Here is a 15743-nt window from a genome sequence, read left to right as displayed (position 1 = left end):
CGTCACAGTTGCCCCGACAGGGGTTGCCCTTATTACCGGTGGGTAGCATCATCGGTGAGAGCGTTTTGCTACTCGCTGGTACGTGTACGAGGAACCTGCCTCCCCGAGCCTTACGGAGCCGTCGCCATGGGGCACTACAAGTCGAATCTCCGCGACATCGAGTTCAACCTCTTCGAGGTGCTCGGCCGCGACAAGGTGTACGGCACCGGGCCGTTCGAGGAGATGGACGTCGAGACCGCCCGGAGCATCCTCGACGAGGTCCGCCGCCTCGCCGAGAACGAGCTCGCGGAGTCCTTCGCCGACGCGGACCGCAACCCCCCGGTCTTCGACCCCGAGACCCACACCGCCCCCGTGCCGGCGAGCTTCAAGAAGTCGTACAAGGCCTTCATGGACTCCGAGTACTGGCGCCTCGGCATCCCCGAGGGCATCGGCGGCACCCTCGCCCCGCGCTCCCTCGTCTGGGCCTACGCGGAACTGCTCCTCGGCGCCAACCCGGCCATCTGGATGTACTCCTCGGGACCCGCCTTCGCGGGCGTCCTCTACAACGAGGGCAACGAGGCGCAGAAGAAGGCCGCCCAGATCGCGGTCGAGAAGCGCTGGGGCTCCACCATGGTCCTCACCGAGCCCGACGCGGGCTCCGACGTCGGCGCGGGCCGCACCAAGGCCGTCCGGCAGGAGGACGGCTCCTGGCACATCGAGGGCGTCAAGCGCTTCATCACCTCCGGCGAGCACGACATGGAGGAGAACATCCTCCACTACGTCCTCGCCCGCCCCGAGGGCGCCGGACCCGGCACCAAGGGCCTCTCCCTCTTCCTCGTCCCCAAGTACGAGTTCGACTGGGAGACCGGCGAACTGGGCGCCCGCAACGGCGTCTACGCCACCAACGTCGAGCACAAGATGGGCCTCAAGGCCTCCAACACCTGCGAGATGACCTTCGGCGACCAGCACCCCGCCAAGGGCTGGCTCATCGGCGACAAGCACGACGGCATCCGCCAGATGTTCCTCATCATCGAGTTCGCCCGCATGATGGTCGGCACGAAGGCGATCTCCACCCTCTCCACCGGCTACCTCAACGCCCTGGAGTACGCCAAGGAGCGCGTCCAGGGCACCGACCTGGCCGACTTCATGGACAAGGCCGCGCCCAAGGTCACCATCACCCACCACCCCGACGTGCGCCGCTCCCTCATGACGCAGAAGGCGTACGCCGAGGGAATGCGCACCCTCGTCCTCTACACCGCCTCCGTCCAGGACGAGATCGCCGTCAAGGAGGCCACGGGCGAGGACAGCAAGGCCCTCCACGGCCTCAACGACCTGCTGCTCCCCATCGTCAAGGGCTACGGCTCCGAGAAGGGCTACGAGCAGCTCGCGCAGTCCCTGCAGATCTTCGGCGGCTCCGGTTTCCTCCAGGAGTACCCGATCGAGCAGTACATCCGGGACGCCAAGATCGACACCCTCTACGAGGGCACCACCGCCATCCAGGGCCAGGACTTCTTCTTCCGCAAGATCGTCCGCGACCAGGGCGCCTCCCTGAACGCCCTCGCCGAGGAGATCAAGAAGTTCCTCGCCGTCGGCACCGGCGGCGAGGACCTCGCCACCGCCCGCGACTCCCTCGCCAAGGCCGCCGTCGACCTCGAAGGCATCGTCGGCGCCATGCTCACCGACCTCACCGCCACCGGCGAGGACGTCAGGAACATCTACAAGGTCGGCCTCAACACCACCCGCCTGCTGCTCGCCTCCGGCGACGTCGTCGTCGGCTACCTGCTCCTGAAGAGCGCCGCCGTCGCCGCCGAGAAGCTCGCCGCCGGGGCCTCCGGCAAGGACATCGCCTTCTACCAGGGCAAGATCGCCGCCGCGAAGTTCTTCGCGGCGAACGTCCTGCCCGGCGTCACCGCCGAGCGCGCCCTCGCCGAGGCCGTCGACGGGACGCTGATGGACCTGGACGAGGCCGCGTTCTGACCGACGCGCCCCGTCCGACCAGGCGCACGGCCGCCCCCGGGGAGGGGGGCGGCCGTGTCCGCTTCCCCGGGCCCGGCGCGCTTCCCGGGCCGCGCCCGCTTTCCGGGGGCGGCGTGTTTTCCGGGGGCGGTCCGCCTCCGGGTCGTCCAGTAGGGCCGCGCCGCGCCCGGCTGGACGGGTCCCTCACAGGCGGGTCTCTCAGGGTCGGTCCCTTATGGGCGGGTCCGTCCCGTACGGGTGGGGAGGGGCGGCGCCCGCGTCCCGGGGTCCGTGCGAAGCCGGGCCCCGTACGGGACGGACGCCGGTCCCGGTCCGTACGGGACCGATCCCGGTCCTGCGTAAGGTGAACCCATGAGCAGCGCAGCCTCCCGTCCCACCGCAGGCCCCTTCGACCGCGGCCACACCGACGACCTGATGACCTTCCTGACGGCCTCGCCGTCTCCGTACCACGCGGTCCGGAGCGCCGCCGAGCGGCTGGAGAAGGCCGGGTTCCACCGGGTCGAGGAGACCGCGTCCTGGGACGGGACGAGCGGCGGGAAGTACGTGATCCGCGGTGGCGCGATCATCGCCTGGTACGTCCCCGCCGGAACCGCCGCCCACACCCCGTACCGCATCGTCGGCGCCCACACCGACTCCCCCAACCTGCGCGTCAAGCCGCGGCCCGACCTGGGCTCGCAGGGCTGGCGGCAGGTCGCCGTCGAGATCTACGGCGGCACCCTCCTCAACACCTGGCTCGACCGCGACCTCGGCCTCGCCGGGCGCCTCACCCTCCGCGACGGCAGCCACCACCTGGTCGACGTCGACCGGCCGCTGCTGCGCGTCCCGCAGCTCGCCATCCACCTCGACCGGCAGGTCAACGACGGCCTCAAGCTCGACCGGCAGCGGCACATGCAGCCCATCTGGGGCATCGGCGACGTCCACGAGGGCGATCTGATCTCCTTCGTCGCCGCCGAAGCGGGCGTGGACGCCGAGGACGTCACCGGCTGGGACCTGATGGTGCACGCCGTCGAGGCCCCCGCCTACCTCGGCCGCGACCGCGAACTGCTCGCCGGGCCGCGCATGGACAACCTGGTCTCCGTCCACGCCTCCGTCGCCGCGCTCGCCTCCCTCGCGGGCCGCGACGACCTGCCGTACATCCCCGTCCTCGCCGCCTTCGACCACGAGGAGAACGGCTCCGAGGCCGACACCGGCGCCCACGGCCCGCTGCTCGGCAACGTCCTGGAGCGTTCGGTCTACGCGCGGGGAGGAAGCTACGAGGACCGCGCGCGGGCCTTCGCGGGCACCGTCTGCCTCTCCTCCGACACCGGCCACGCCGTCCACCCCAACTACGCGGAGCGGCACGACCCGACGCACCAGCCCCGCGTCAACGGCGGCCCCATCCTCAAGGTGAACGTCAACCAGCGGTACGCCACCGACGGCAGCGGCCGGGCCGTCTTCGCCGCCGCCTGCGAGAAGGCGGGCGTGCCCTGGCAGTCGTTCGTCTCCAACAACGACATGCCGTGCGGCACGACGATCGGCCCCATCACCGCCGCCCGCCACGGCATCAAGACCGTCGACATCGGCGTGGCGATCCTCTCCATGCACAGCGCCCGCGAACTCTGCGGCGCCGAGGACCCCTACCTCCTCGCCAACGCCCTGGTCGCGTTCCTGGAGGGCTGAGCCCCCGGCCGTTCTTCCGACGGACCGGCCCGCGCGGAAACATCCGCGAAAGGTCCCGGCTGGCAGCGTCGTCCCCATGCACCGTCACGAGGGTCCGCCGCCACGGAAGTTCGCCGCCGCCATCACCGCCGTCGTGCTCCTGGGCACGGCGGCGGCGGGGCTCCTGATCGGCCGGTACAACGAACGGCCCCCCTGGGCCGACGACATCGCCTACGAGGGCGGCTTCGTCCAGGCCTCCCGCATCCGCGGCTACGACGTCGACGGCTCCCGCACCCGCGAGCTCCTGGACGGCGAATGCGCCCGCATGGAACGCGACGGCATGGGCGGCGCCCGCGCCGTCCACAACCCGGCGAGATGGGTCCAGGGCTGCCTGGACGCGGCCGCCGGCCTCCCGTCGAAGAACCAGGGGATCGTGCGCTGAGCCGCGGGCGCCGGTCCGCGGGTCAGGCGTCGAGGCCCGCGAGGATCAGGGGGAGGCGGGTCGCGCCCGTTTCCGTGATCTTCACCGGGACGCCCCAGTCCTGCTGGTGGACATGGCAGGCCGGGTACTCGTTCGCCGGGTCGTCGTCGCAGGACGCGGCCATCGCCGACACGTGCAGGACGCCCTCCGTGACCTCCGGGTTCAGGGCCAGCTCGCGGAAGAGGTCCGTGCCCTTGCCCTCACCGCCGAGCAGCAGCTCCGGCGGTGTCGAGGAGACCAGGAGGCGGGTCGAGGGGCCGTACCGCTCGTCCAGCTTCTGCCCGGTCGGCGCCCGGAAGACGACGTCGAGCCGCAGGGTCCCCGGAGCGATCCCGGTGGCCTCCCGGCGGGTGCGGTGCGCGACCGCCTCCACCCGGACGGCCTCCTCGGGCAGCCGCAGCCGGGTCAGCCGGTGCCGGGCCGACTCGACGACCACGATGTCGCCGTCGACGAGGACCGCGTCGCTGGGCTCGCGCAGATCCGTCGCCAGGGTGGTGACCTCGCCGCTCGCCGGGTCGAAACGGCGCAGGGCGTGGTTGTACGTGTCGGAGACCGCGACCGAGCCGTCCGGCAGCGCCGTCACGCCCAGCGGGTGCTGGAAGAGGGCCTGTCCGGCGGGGCCGTCGCGGTGTCCGAAGTCGAAGAGCCCGGTGCCGACGGCGGTCCGCACCGCGTATCCGTCGCCGTCCCGCTCGATCCAGCGCAGCGCGCTGGACTCCGAGTCCGCGACCCACAGCCGGTCCTCGGTCGCGGCGAGACCGGACGGCTGCGAGAACCACGCCTCGGCGGCGGGGCCGTCCACGAGGCCCTCGTTGGTGGTGCCCGCGGCGACCTCGACGGTCCCCGTGGCCGGGTCGTACGTCCACAGCTGGTGGACGCCCGCCATCGCGATCCACACCCGGCCCTGCCACCAGGCGACGTCCCACGGCGAGGACAGGTCCACCTCAAGGGCCGGGCCCGAGGTCGGGGAGCCCTGCCACCACTGCCTGCCGGTGCCCGCGACCCGCTCGACCGCGCCCGTCTCCGGGTCGAGGACCCGCAGGGCGTGGTGCACGGTGTCGGCGACGACGACCCTGCCGTCGGGCAGCGCGGCCAGGCCCTGCGGCTCGCGGAACACTCCCTCGCCGATGCGGCGCACCACGGTCTCGCCGTCGGCCGCCAGCTCCACCAGCTGGTGCCGGGTGGTGTCGGAGACCAGGAGGTTGCCCGAGGGCAGCAGGATCGCCTTGCCGGGGAAGCGCAGGCCGGTGGCGACGGGCTCGGGGGCCACGTAGGGGCCGTCGCCGCGCCGCAGGGTGCCCTTGGCCTCGTGCTCGGCCTCCAGCTCCTCCACGAGCATCCGGAGCGCGTTGGCGTGGCCCTCGCCCGCGTGCTGGGCGACGACGTACCCCTCGGGGTCGATGACGACGAGCGTCGGCCAGGCGCGGACCGCGTACTGCTTCCAGGTCGCCAGCTCCGGGTCGTCCAGTACGGGGTGGTGGACCCCGTACCGCTCGACGGCGTCCACGACCGCCTGGTGCTCGGCCTCGTGCACGAACTTCGGCGAGTGCACCCCGACGATCACGAGCGTGTCGCGGTGCTTCTCCTCCAGCTCGCGCAGCTCGTCGAGGACGTGCAGGCAGTTCACGCAGCAGAAGGTCCAGAAATCCAGCAGAACGATCTTCCCCCGCAGGTCGGCGAGGGTCAGCTGGTCTCCTCCCGTGTTCAGCCAGCCGCCCTTGCCGATCAGCTCGGGGGCGCGGACACGGGCACGTCGGGGCGGGGGCGCGGACGCGGTCGCGGAAGGTGTCGCGGACGGGGTCGCGGGGGCGGAGTCGCTCATGGGTCAAGGGTGCCGTACGGGTGGAAAGTGGGGGCCGGGAGGGGCGGGGGCGCGTGTCCGGGGGCGGGGTGCGGGCGGGGGCTGGTCAGCATGGCCCACATGGCGGAGCGCGTGATCAGATCGTCTGACTTTTACCGCTGGCGGGGGAGGCCCCGGCCCCGGCGGCCCCGAGCGGCTCTGTCGGGGGCCCTCGCCCGGGTTCTTCCCGGGGTCCCCCCGACCCCGCCGAGGGCTTTCCGGGGTCGCGCCCGGATGTTCCTGCGGGGTCGCGCAGGGATGTTCCTGCGGGGTCGCGCCCGGCTTGTCCCGTCGGGGCCCGTACAGGAAGTCCCGTACGGGCTCGCCCGGCTCCTCTCCTCGGGGTCCGCGCGGCTGGGCTGTCTCGTTCTCGTGGCCGGTCTGACCCTGCTCTCCGTCGTCGCGCTGCCCACGGGTCCCGCGCGGGCCGGTGGGGTGGGGGACGACTCCCTGCGGGTCGTCGTCACCGTCAACGGGCGGGACGGCGGCGGACCGCACCCGCCCGAGGTGCGGGCCGGGGCGCCCGTCGTGAAGCGGTACCGGCTCCTGAACCGGAGCGAGGCCCATCTGTACGAGGTGCGGGTCCTCGACCCCGAGGTGCCCGCCGGGGCCGTCCGCTGCCCCGGGCGCCCGCTCGCCGCGCTCGGGCGGCTGGAGTGCGTCGCCCGGTTCACGGCCGCGCCGGGAGAACACCGGGGCACGGTCCGGGCGCGGGCCACCGTGCCCTCCCTGCGGAAGGTCCTCACGGCCACCGTCCGCACCGGGTACACCGGGATCGCCGGAGCCCTCGCCCTCACCGAACGCGTCACCGTGGGCGCCCTCGGACCGGCCCCGGCCCCCGCCGCCGGGGGCCGGGCGGGACGCAGCGCCCCCGTCCGGCGGGCCGTGCCGACCGGTCCGGGGCGGGCCGGGGTGCGGAGCCCGCTCCGCGCGGCCGACACCGCCCCCGCCACCGTCACGTACACGGTGGCCAACCGGGGCGACCGTCCCCTGTACGCGGTCCTCGTCACCGACCCCGCCCTCGGGCTCGGCGCCGCCGCCGTGGACTGCTCCGGGCGGCCGGGGACCGTCCCGGTGCTCGCGCCGGGCGCGTCGGCCCGCTGCACGGCCACGGTACGACGGCCCCCCGGCACCTACCGGAGCACCGGGACCGCCGCCGGGAGCGACCGGGTGACCACCTACGGGCCGGACGGCGCCCGGGTCCCGGCGCCGACGCTCGTGGCCCGCTCGGCGGCGGACTTCACCGTGCCGGGACGACAGCAGACCGGGCCGGGACCCGTACGGAATCCCCCCGGGGGTCCCGTAGGGAATCCCTTACGGGGTCCGGGCGGGCGGGTCCTTCCGCTGCCCGGGGCCGGGGTCCCGGTGCCGGGGGCCGCCGGGGCCCTCGCCCTGCCCGGGGCGGCCGTATCCGGGGGAGCCGTACCCGGACCGCTGCTGCCCGCCCTCGTGGCGCCCGGGGCCCTCCCGCCCCCGGGGATCGCCGCGCCCGGCACCGCCTCCCCGGGAGCCGGGGCCGGTGCGGCAGCGGATGCCGGTGCTGGTGCTGGTGCGGGCGGAGGGGGGATCGGGGGCGCGGGTGCCTCCGGCGGCGCGGGTGGCGCGGGTGCCGGTGCGGGCACGGGAGGGACCGGGGCTTCGGGTGCCGGTGGAGGCGCGGGAGGCGTAGGAGGCGTAGGAGGCGCGGGTGCCTCCGGGGGCGGCGGAACCACCGGAACCACCGGAACCACCGGTGCCACGGACACCTCCGGCACCTCCGGCAGCTCTGCCACCTCCGGCACCACCACCCCGCCCTCCGTCGCCCGCCGGGCCGCCGCCGAGAACGAGGGGCTCCTCGCCCGGATCCAGCGGCGCGGGCGCCAGGCGGGCGAACTCGGGATCGTCACGATCCTGCTGCTGCTCCTGATCCCGGCGGCCCTCGCCGCCATCCTCCTCGGCAACCGAAGGAGCTGACCGTGGCCCTGACCGAAACGCTCGTCGTCACCGGCGGCGTCGCCCTCGTCGCCGCCGGAGCCGTCTACGCCAAGACCCGGCTGTTCCCGATCAGCGAGGAGGACGAGCCCCGCGAGGACGTCGCCGAGTACATCGCCATGATGGTGTCGGTCCTCTACGCGCTGGTGCTCGGCCTCTGCCTGGTGTCCGTCTGGGGCACCAGTTCCTCCGCCTCCGACGCCGTCCAGGCCGAGGCCAGCGCCCTGCACCAGACGTATCTGCTCGCCGACGCCTACCCCGCGGGACACCGGCAGCCGCTGCGGGACGCGGCCTCCGCGTACGCCCACCACGTCGTCGACGTCGAGTGGCCCGTGATGGAGGCCCGCGAACCCCTGGGCCACTCGGGCTGGGACCTGCTCGCCCGGCTGCGGCAGGCCAGTGCGATCCCCGACTCCGCGAAGCCGCCCGAGCAGATCGCGGGCCAGGAGGCGCTCGCCCAGATCGGCTACGTCGACGACGCGCGGCGCAGCCGGGAGGCGGCGGCGCAGACGAGCCTCTCCCCCGTGCTCTGGGCGGGGCTGATCATCGGCGGTGTCCTCACCCTCGCCTTCATGTTCCTCTTCGGCATCACCCGGAACACGACGCACGTGGTGATGGTGATGGGCCTCGCCGGGTTCATCGCCTTCACCGTGCTGCTGATCCATCAGCTGGACGCGCCCTTCGGCGCGATGTTCGGGGCGAACCCGACCCCGTTCACCCGCTATTTCGGGACATGATCAGTGATGAACGGTGATGAACGATGGCGAACGGTGAGAAACCGCCGCCACGGGGCAGACATGACGCCGTGAAATATCTCGTGCGGGACAAGATCTTCGCGATCGGTGACGACTACTGGATCGAGGACGAGCGGGGCCGCCACGCCTTCCTCGTCGACGGGAAGGCGCTGCGGCTGCGCGACACGCTGGAACTGAAGGACCCCGACGGGCAGATCCTCGTCACCCTGCGGCAGAAGATGTTCAGCGTCCGCGACACGATGACGATCGAACGGGACGAGCGCCCGCTGGCGACCGTACGCCGCAAACGCCTCTCGCTGCTCCGCAACCACTTCCGGGTCACGCTGGTGGAGGGCACCGAACTGGACGTCAGCGGGCGGGTCCTGGACCGGGAGTTCGCCGTCGAGTACGAGGGCGAGCTGCTCGCCCACATCTCCCGGCAGTGGTTCCGCGTCCGGGACGCGTACGCGGTGAACGTGGTCCGCGAGGACGCCGACGCGGCCCTGCTCCTCGCGGTGGCGGTCTGTGTGATCCGGATGGCGGAGCGGGAGCGCGAGGACTGACCCGCTCCGCCGTCCGTGCTCAGCTCTCCCGGGACCGGGGCGCGGCGACGCCCAGGACACGGTCCTTCAGGGCCGGGAACTGCTCGCGGGTCTCCACGACCTTCGCCGGGTCGAGGACGGCCCGCAGGACCTCCTCGCCGAGCCCCGCCTCGGCGAGGACCTCGCCCCAGGGGTCGACGACGACCGAGTGACCGGCCTGCTCGACACCGCCGTTCGTGCCCGCCGTACCGCAGGCGAGGACGTACGCCTGGTTCTCCACCGCGCGGGCGCGGGCCAGCAGGCTCCAGTGGGCGCGGCGCCGTTCGGGCCAGCCCGCGGGGAGGACGAAGGCCTGGGCACCGGCGTCGACGAGGCCCCGGAACAGCTCGGGGAAGCGCAGGTCGTAGCAGGTGCCGAGGCCGATGGTCAGCCGCGGCAGGCCGACGGTGACCAGGTCCTCCCCGGCGGCCATCAGGACCGCCTCGCCCTTGTCGAAGCCGAAGCGGTGGATCTTCCGGTAGGAGGCGGCGAGTTCGCCGTCGGGGGAGAGGACGAGCGAGGTGTTGTAGAGGGCCCCGTCCCGCGCCTCGACGAACGAACCGGCGTGCAGCCAGACCCCGGCGTCGCGGGCGGCTTCCGCCATCGCCCGGTGCGTGGGGCCGTTCATCGGTTCGGACTCGGCGGCGAACCGCTCGTAGTCGAAGGCCCCCACGGGCCACAGTTCGGGGAGGACCACGAGGTCCGCATGGCCGGATTCCGCTCGTACGAGGTCCGCCGCGCGGGCGCGACGGGCGTCGACCGGTTCGTCCGGGTCTACCGCGATCTGGATCAGCGAGGCGCGCACACTACCACCGTCCTGGCATTCGAGCCGTCAACACAGGCCTACGATCGTCACACGAAAGCACTGCCGGGGTGCCTTCGGGCAGCGTAACTTAGCGTTCGAGCCTCCCACCCAGCCGTGTTTTCAGCCCGCGCACCGAAGAACCGCCGAGGGGTCCCGTGACCGTCCATCCCAGCCTCCAGAACTACGCCGACGCCTGGACCCATTCCATCGAGGCGATAGCCGAGCTGGTGCAGCCGCTCGCGGAGGGGGAGTGGAACCGGCCGACGCCATGTCCGGGCTGGTCGGTGCGGGACATCGTGTCCCATGTCATCGGCATGGAGACGGAGATGCTCGGGGACCCGCGTCCGATCCACTCGCTCCCCCGCGATCTCTACCATGTGCGCAGTGACTTCGCGCGCTACATGGAGGTCCAGGTCGATGTGCGGCGGCACCACACGGCGCCGGAGATGACCTCGGAGCTGGAGTACATCCTGATCCGCCGGGCCCGGAAGCTCCGCAACGAGAACCGTCCCCCCGAGCGCCTGGTCCGCGCCCCGCTCGGCGTCGAGCAGTCCCTGGAACTGGCGTACCGGATGCGCGCCTTCGACGTGTGGGTGCACGAGCAGGACCTGCGGGCGACGCTCGGCCGGCCGGGCAATCTGGACTCGGCGGGGGCGCACGTCACGCGGGACGTGCTGCTCGAAGCGCTGCCGAAGGTGGTCGCGAAGGACGCGGGGGCGCCCGCGCCCTCGGCGGTGGTCATCGACGTGACCGGCCCGGTGGAGTTCCTGCGGACGGTACGGGTGGACGCGGAGGGCCGGGGGTCGGTCGACGGCGCGCCCTCGCTGGGCCCGGCCGTGACGCTGGCGACGGACTGGGAGACGTACGTACGGCTCGCCTGCGGCCGGGTCAGGGCGGGCGAGGTGGCCGACCTGCTCAAGACGGAGGGCGACGAGGACCTGGCGCGCGCGATCCTCGACAACTTCGCGGTGACGCCCCGGTAGGTCCGCGCCCACGGCCTTCTCGTACGCGGTCTTCTCGTACGTGCCCCGCCCACGCGGCTGCCGGGCCGCGGCCTGTCCCGCGTGTTCTTCCGCGCCTTGTCTCGCGGTCCCGTGAGGGCTCGTCTCAGACGGGGACGTGCACGGCCTCCACCCGGCTGGCGACGAGCCGTTCGCGTTCCCTGCGGTGGCTGCGGGCCTTGAGGCGCAGGATCTGGACGACCCCGAGGGCTTCGAGGACGAAGACCGAGGAGAACGCGATCCGGTAGTCGCCACCGGTCGCGTCGAGGAGCACGCCCACCGCGAACAGGGTCGTCATCGAGGCGACGAAGCCCCCCATGTTGACGATGCCCGAGGCGGTGCCCTGGCGTTCCGGCGGGTTCGCCGGGCGGGCGAAGTCGAAACCGATCATCGAGGCCGGTCCACAGGCGCCGAGGACCACGCAGAGGGTGACGAGCAGCCACATCGGGGCGTGTCCGGGATGGACGAGGACCGACGCCCAGAGCAGGGCGGTGGCGGCGACCGTGCCGAGGGCGAGCGGGACGCGGGCCTCGTGGTGGCGGGCGATGATCTGCCCGTACGCGAGGCCGACGGCCATGTTCGACAGGACGACCAGGGTGAGCAGGCTCCCGGCGGCCGAGCGGGACTGGCCCTGCGCCTCGACGAGGTACGGGAGCCCCCACAGGAGCAGGAAGACCATCGCGGGGAACTGGGTGGTGAAGTGCACCCACATGCCGAGCCGGGTGCCGGGCTCCCGCCAGGACGCGGCGATCTGGCGGCGGACGAAGGCGGCGCCCGCGTGGGACACGGGCTGGGGCTCGTGCCCCTCGGGGTGGTCCTTGAGGAAGAGCAGCAGCAGGACGAGGACGAGGACTCCGGCGAAGGAGCTGCCGACGAAGGTGGTCGTCCAGCCGAGTCCGTGGAGGGCGCGGGCGACGAAGACCGTGGAGACCAGGTTGCCCGCCATGCCGAAGAGGGCGGCGACCTGTCCGATGAGCGGGCCCCGGCGGGCGGGGAACCAGCGGGTGCCGAGCCGCAGGACGCTGATGAAGGTCATGGCGTCGCCGCAGCCGAGGAGTGCGCGGGAGGCGAGCGCGGAGCCGTACGAGGGGGAGAGCGCGAAGCCGAGCTGGCCGAGGGTGAAGAGGACGACGCCGAGGGCGAGGACCTTCTTGGTGCCGAGCCGGTCGACCATCAGGCCGACGGGTATCTGCATCCCCGCGTAGACCAGCAGCTGGAGTATGGAGAAGGTGGAGAGCGCGGAGGCGTTGACGTCGAAGCGGTCGGCGGCGTCGAGTCCGGCGACCCCGAGGGACGTACGGAAGATGACGGCGACGAAGTAGACGGCGACGCCGACGCCCCAGACGAGGGCGGCGCGGCGCCCGCCGGGCGGGTCGCCGGGGAGGGTGACGGCCGATCCGTAGCCGTTGCGGCTGCCCCGGCTCACCGTTCCTCGCCCCTGACCAGGACCTTGACCCAGCTGAGGTGGCGGCGGACGCAGAGCGCGGCGCCGTCCGCGTCGCCCGCCTTGATGCGGTCGAGCATCTCGGCGTGCTCGGTGATGTTCTTGGCGACCCGGTCCGGCTGGGACTGCATCACGGCCACGCCCATGCGGAGCTGGCGGTCGCGCAGCTGGTCGTAGAGGCGGGAGAGGATCTGGTTGCCCGCGTACCGCACGATCTCGACGTGGAAGCAGCGGTCGGTGGCGGCGACCTCGGCGAGGTCTCCGGCGGCGGCCCGGAGCTTCTGCTCCTCCAGGAGTTCTTCCAGCCGGGCGACGAGCGGGGCGGGGGCGGGCACGACCCGGCGGACGGCGAACTCCTCGACGAGCAGCCGGGTCTCCACGACATCGGCGATCTCCTGGGCGGAGACGGCGAGGACGAGGGCGCCCTTCTTCGGGTAGAGCTTGAGCAGCCCTTCCATCTCCAGCTTGAGCAACGCCTCGCGGACGGGGGTCCTGGACACTCCGACGGCCGTGGCGAGTTCACCCTCGGTGAGGAGGGTGCCTCCTTCGTAGCGCCGGTCGAGTACGGCCTGCTTGACGTGCGCGTAGACGCGGTCGGCCGCGGGGGGCTGCTTGACCGGGGCTGATGGCATGGGCACAGCATAGATACAACAGAGGTGCAACAGGGAGCCCGTTCCATATCGTGGACGGGTTCCCTGTTTCACGTGAAACGGTGACGGGTTGGGCCGTTTCACGTGAAACAGCCCAACCCGCGCGTCGCGGCTGAGGCTCCCCTTCCGGGTCTCACGGGTCGGTCAGGACCAGGAAGGGACGGCCTTGGCGCTCAGCTCCAGGTGATCAGCCGCTTCGGCTGCTCCAGGATCGCGGCGACGTCGGCCAGGAACTTGGAGCCGAGTTCGCCGTCGACCAGACGGTGGTCGAAGGAGAGCGCGAGGGTGGTGACCTGGCGGGGCTTCACCTTGCCCTTGTGGACCCAGGGCTGGAGCTTGATCGCACCGACCGCGAGGATCGCGGACTCGCCGGGGTTCAGGATGGGCGTACCGGTGTCGACGCCGAAGACGCCGACGTTGGTGATGGTGAAGGTGCCTCCCTGCATCGCCGCCGGGGTCGTCTTCCCCTCGCGGGCGGTGCCGACCAGCTCGCTGAGGGAGGCGGACAGCTCCGGCAGGGTCTGGGCGTGCGCGTCCTTGATGTTCGGGACGAGCAGTCCGCGCGGGGTGGCCGCGGCGATGCCCAGGTTCACATAGTGCTTGAGGACGATCTCCTGCGCGGCCTCGTCCCAGGCGGCGTTGATCTCCGGGTTGCGCCGGACCGCGACCAGGACCGCCCTGGCGATGATCAGGAGCGGGTTGACCCGCAGCCCGGCCATGTCCTTGCCGGACTTCAGTTCCTCGACCAGCTTCATCGTGCGGGTGATGTCGAAGGTCACGAACTCGGTGACGTGCGGTGCGGTGAACGCCGAACCGACCATCGCCGCCGCCGTCGCCTTCCGTACGCCCTTGACCGGGACGCGCGTCTCCCGGACACCGGACTGCCCGGGGGACGCCGGAGTGGCCGGGGACTCGACCGGGGCGGCCACGGGCTCCGGAGCCGGAGCGGCCGGAGCGGCGGGGGCGGTCGCCGGAGCGGCGGGGACCGATGCCGGAGCGGCGGCCGCGTGGACGTCCTCACGGGTGATGACGCCGTCGGGACCGGTCGGGGTGACCGCGGCGAGGTCCACGCCGAGGTCCTTGGCGAGCTTCCGCACCGGCGGCTTGGCCAGCGGCCGGGCGGCACCCGACACGTGCCCGTTGAGCCGCTCCGGTACGGGGACCGAAGCGGGGACCGGGGCCGCCACGGTCACGGCGGGGGCGGCGGGAGCCGCCGGAGCCGTGCCCGGTGCGGCCTTGCGGGGCCTGCGCTTGGTGGAGCTGGCGGCCACGCCGTAGCCGACGAGGACCGGCTGGCGGACCTGCGGCTCGTCGTCCTCCTCGGCGACCGGCGCCGGGGCGGGGACGGACGCGGCAGCCGCCGGGGCGGACGCGGACGCCGGGGCGGCCGGGGCCTCGGGCGCCTCGCCGCCGACGTTCACCGAGATGATGACCTGGCCGACGTCGACCGTGGTGCCCTCGGGGAAGAGCAGCTCGTGGACCGTGCCGTCGAAGGGGCTCGGCAGCTCGACGGCCGCCTTCGCGGTCTCGACCTCGCAGACGACCTGTCCGTCGGCGACGGTGTCGCCCGGCTGCACGTACCACTTGAGGATCTCGGCCTCGGTCAGGCCTTCGCCCACGTCGGGCATCTTGAATTCGCGGATCGTCACGGTGCTCTCCTCAGTACGCCAGCGAGCGGTCGACAGCGTCGAGCACACGGTCGAGACCCGGCAGGTACTCCTCTTCCAGCCGCGCCGGCGGATACGGCGCGTGGTAGCCGCCGACCCGCAGGACGGGGGCCTCCAGGTGGTAGAAGCACCGCTCCGTGATCCGGGCCGCGATCTCCGCACCGGAGCCGTAGAAGACCGGGGCCTCGTGGACGACGACCAGACGGCCGGTCTTCTCCACCGACCGCTGGATCGCGTCGAAGTCGATCGGGGACATCGAGCGCAGGTCCAGGACCTCGATCGACCGGCCCTCCTCCTCGGCCGCCGCCGCGGCCTCCAGGCAGACCTTCACCATCGGGCCGTACGCGGCCAGCGTCAGATCGGCGCCCTCACGCGTCACCCGGGCCTTGTGCAGCTCGCCCGGGACGGCCTCGGTGTCGACCTCGCTCTTGTCCCAGTAGCGCCGCTTCGGCTCGAAGAAGATCACCGGGTCGTCGCTCAGGATCGCCTGCTGGAGCATCCAGTAGGCGTCCGAGGAGTTCGAGGGGGAGACCACCTTCAGGCCCGCGACATGCGCGAACAGGGCCTCGGGGGACTCCGAGTGGTGCTCCACCGCACCGATACCGCCGCCGTACGGGATGCGGATGACGACCGGCATCTTGATCTTGCCGAGGGCACGGGCGTGCATCTTCGCGAGCTGCGTGACGATCTGGTCGTACGCGGGGAAGACGAAACCGTCGAACTGGATCTCCACGACCGGGCGGTAGCCGCGCAGGGCCAGACCGATCGCGGTGCCGACGATCCCGGACTCGGCCAGCGGGGTGTCGATCACCCGGTCCTCGCCGAAGTCCTTCTGCAGACCGTCGGTCACCCGGAACACACCACCGAGCTTGCCGACGTCCTCACCCATGATGAGGACCTTGGGATCGGTCTCCAGCGCCTTGCGGAGCGACTCGTTGAGCGCCTTCGCCAGCGGAAGCTTCTGTACAGCCATGG

Annotated in this window: 13 protein-coding genes; 7 read left to right on the top strand and 6 right to left on the bottom strand. The window is 72.5% G+C overall.

The window, feature by feature from the left end:
• The first annotated feature begins 126 nt into the window (after positions 1 to 126).
• From ACIO92_RS11330 to ACIO92_RS11320, 3 genes are all read left to right on the top strand, one after another.
• Entirely contained in the window at positions 127 to 1956 is a 1830-nt protein-coding gene (locus ACIO92_RS11330) for an acyl-CoA dehydrogenase (RefSeq protein ID WP_402280039.1), read from the top strand.
• Positions 1957 to 2307: 351 nt separating this feature from the next.
• The gene (locus ACIO92_RS11325) at positions 2308 to 3615 is read left to right on the top strand and encodes a M18 family aminopeptidase (RefSeq protein WP_366443506.1); all 1308 of its coding nucleotides are present in this window, start codon (positions 2308 to 2310) and stop codon (positions 3613 to 3615) included.
• 76 nt (positions 3616 to 3691) lie between these two features.
• Positions 3692 to 4036, top strand: coding sequence for a hypothetical protein (locus tag ACIO92_RS11320; protein WP_366443507.1), 345 nt, complete (start codon positions 3692 to 3694; stop codon positions 4034 to 4036).
• 22 nt (positions 4037 to 4058) lie between these two features.
• Here the strand turns inward: ACIO92_RS11320 and ACIO92_RS11315 are convergent, their stop codons facing one another.
• Entirely contained in the window at positions 4059 to 5897 is a 1839-nt protein-coding gene (locus tag ACIO92_RS11315; RefSeq protein ID WP_401235228.1) for an NHL domain-containing thioredoxin family protein, read from the bottom strand.
• 276 nt (positions 5898 to 6173) lie between these two features.
• On the opposite strand from ACIO92_RS11315, the gene ACIO92_RS11310 reads away from it, so the two are divergent.
• The 3 genes from ACIO92_RS11310 to ACIO92_RS11300 all read left to right on the top strand — a co-directional run bounded on the left by ACIO92_RS11310 (position 6174) and on the right by ACIO92_RS11300 (position 9183).
• Complete coding sequence (locus ACIO92_RS11310; RefSeq protein ID WP_402280042.1) at positions 6174 to 7868, top strand: hypothetical protein; 1695 nt, start codon at positions 6174 to 6176, stop codon at positions 7866 to 7868.
• A gap of 2 nt (positions 7869 to 7870) precedes the next feature.
• Positions 7871 to 8623, top strand: coding sequence for a hypothetical protein (locus ACIO92_RS11305; protein WP_401235231.1), 753 nt, complete (start codon positions 7871 to 7873; stop codon positions 8621 to 8623).
• A gap of 68 nt (positions 8624 to 8691) precedes the next feature.
• A complete protein-coding gene (locus ACIO92_RS11300; RefSeq protein ID WP_401235233.1) occupies positions 8692 to 9183 on the top strand; it encodes an LURP-one-related/scramblase family protein in 492 nt (163 codons plus the stop codon).
• A gap of 19 nt (positions 9184 to 9202) precedes the next feature.
• On the opposite strand, the gene ACIO92_RS11295 is transcribed toward ACIO92_RS11300, so the two are convergent.
• The gene (locus ACIO92_RS11295; RefSeq protein ID WP_366443512.1) at positions 9203 to 10006 is read right to left on the bottom strand and encodes a carbon-nitrogen family hydrolase; all 804 of its coding nucleotides are present in this window, start codon (positions 10004 to 10006) and stop codon (positions 9203 to 9205) included.
• A gap of 155 nt (positions 10007 to 10161) precedes the next feature.
• Between ACIO92_RS11295 and ACIO92_RS11290 the strand changes: the two genes are divergently transcribed.
• Positions 10162 to 10989: a maleylpyruvate isomerase family mycothiol-dependent enzyme gene (locus tag ACIO92_RS11290; RefSeq protein WP_366443513.1), complete on the top strand. Its 828-nt coding sequence runs from the start codon at positions 10162 to 10164 to the stop codon at positions 10987 to 10989.
• 124 nt (positions 10990 to 11113) lie between these two features.
• Here the strand turns inward: ACIO92_RS11290 and ACIO92_RS11285 are convergent, their stop codons facing one another.
• The 4 genes from ACIO92_RS11285 to ACIO92_RS11270 all read right to left on the bottom strand — a co-directional run bounded on the left by ACIO92_RS11285 (position 11114) and on the right by ACIO92_RS11270 (position 15741).
• A complete protein-coding gene (locus tag ACIO92_RS11285) occupies positions 11114 to 12433 on the bottom strand; it encodes an MFS transporter (RefSeq protein ID WP_366443514.1) in 1320 nt (439 codons plus the stop codon).
• Positions 12430 to 13083, bottom strand: a complete 654-nt coding sequence (locus ACIO92_RS11280) for a GntR family transcriptional regulator (protein ID WP_384853777.1) — start codon at positions 13081 to 13083, stop codon at positions 12430 to 12432. Before ACIO92_RS11280 ends, ACIO92_RS11285 begins: the two co-directional genes overlap by 4 nt.
• 191 nt (positions 13084 to 13274) lie before the next feature.
• Complete coding sequence (locus ACIO92_RS11275; RefSeq protein ID WP_402280361.1) at positions 13275 to 14729, bottom strand: dihydrolipoamide acetyltransferase family protein; 1455 nt, start codon at positions 14727 to 14729, stop codon at positions 13275 to 13277.
• A 31-nt stretch (positions 14730 to 14760) separates the two neighbouring features.
• On the bottom strand, positions 14761 to 15741 hold the full coding sequence (locus ACIO92_RS11270; protein WP_366443518.1) for an alpha-ketoacid dehydrogenase subunit beta: 981 nt from the start codon (positions 15739 to 15741) through the stop codon (positions 14761 to 14763).
• Positions 15742 to 15743 lie beyond the last annotated feature (2 nt).

This window comes from Streptomyces sp. NPDC087215, assembly GCF_044744885.1.
Lineage (GTDB): Bacteria > Actinomycetota > Actinomycetes > Streptomycetales > Streptomycetaceae > Streptomyces.
Note: the sequence above shows the minus strand (reverse complement) of the source record. Positions and strands in the feature narration are given on the sequence as shown.

What these genes read in the sequence shown, in the direction of transcription:
- ACIO92_RS11315 (WP_401235228.1), bottom strand. Translation starts at nt 5,897, where the DNA reads ATGAGCGACTCCGCCCCCGCGACCCCGTCCGCGACACCTTCCGCGACC.
- ACIO92_RS11270 (WP_366443518.1), bottom strand. Translation starts at nt 15,741, where the DNA reads ATGGCTGTACAGAAGCTTCCGCTGGCGAAGGCGCTCAACGAGTCGCTC.
- ACIO92_RS11310 (WP_402280042.1), top strand. Translation starts at nt 6,174, where the DNA reads ATGTTCCTGCGGGGTCGCGCCCGGCTTGTCCCGTCGGGGCCCGTACAG.
- ACIO92_RS11320 (WP_366443507.1), top strand. Translation starts at nt 3,692, where the DNA reads ATGCACCGTCACGAGGGTCCGCCGCCACGGAAGTTCGCCGCCGCCATC.
- ACIO92_RS11275 (WP_402280361.1), bottom strand. Translation starts at nt 14,729, where the DNA reads ATGCCCGACGTGGGCGAAGGCCTGACCGAGGCCGAGATCCTCAAGTGG.
- ACIO92_RS11280 (WP_384853777.1), bottom strand. Translation starts at nt 13,083, where the DNA reads ATGCCATCAGCCCCGGTCAAGCAGCCCCCCGCGGCCGACCGCGTCTAC.
- ACIO92_RS11330 (WP_402280039.1), top strand. Translation starts at nt 127, where the DNA reads ATGGGGCACTACAAGTCGAATCTCCGCGACATCGAGTTCAACCTCTTC.
- ACIO92_RS11325 (WP_366443506.1), top strand. Translation starts at nt 2,308, where the DNA reads ATGAGCAGCGCAGCCTCCCGTCCCACCGCAGGCCCCTTCGACCGCGGC.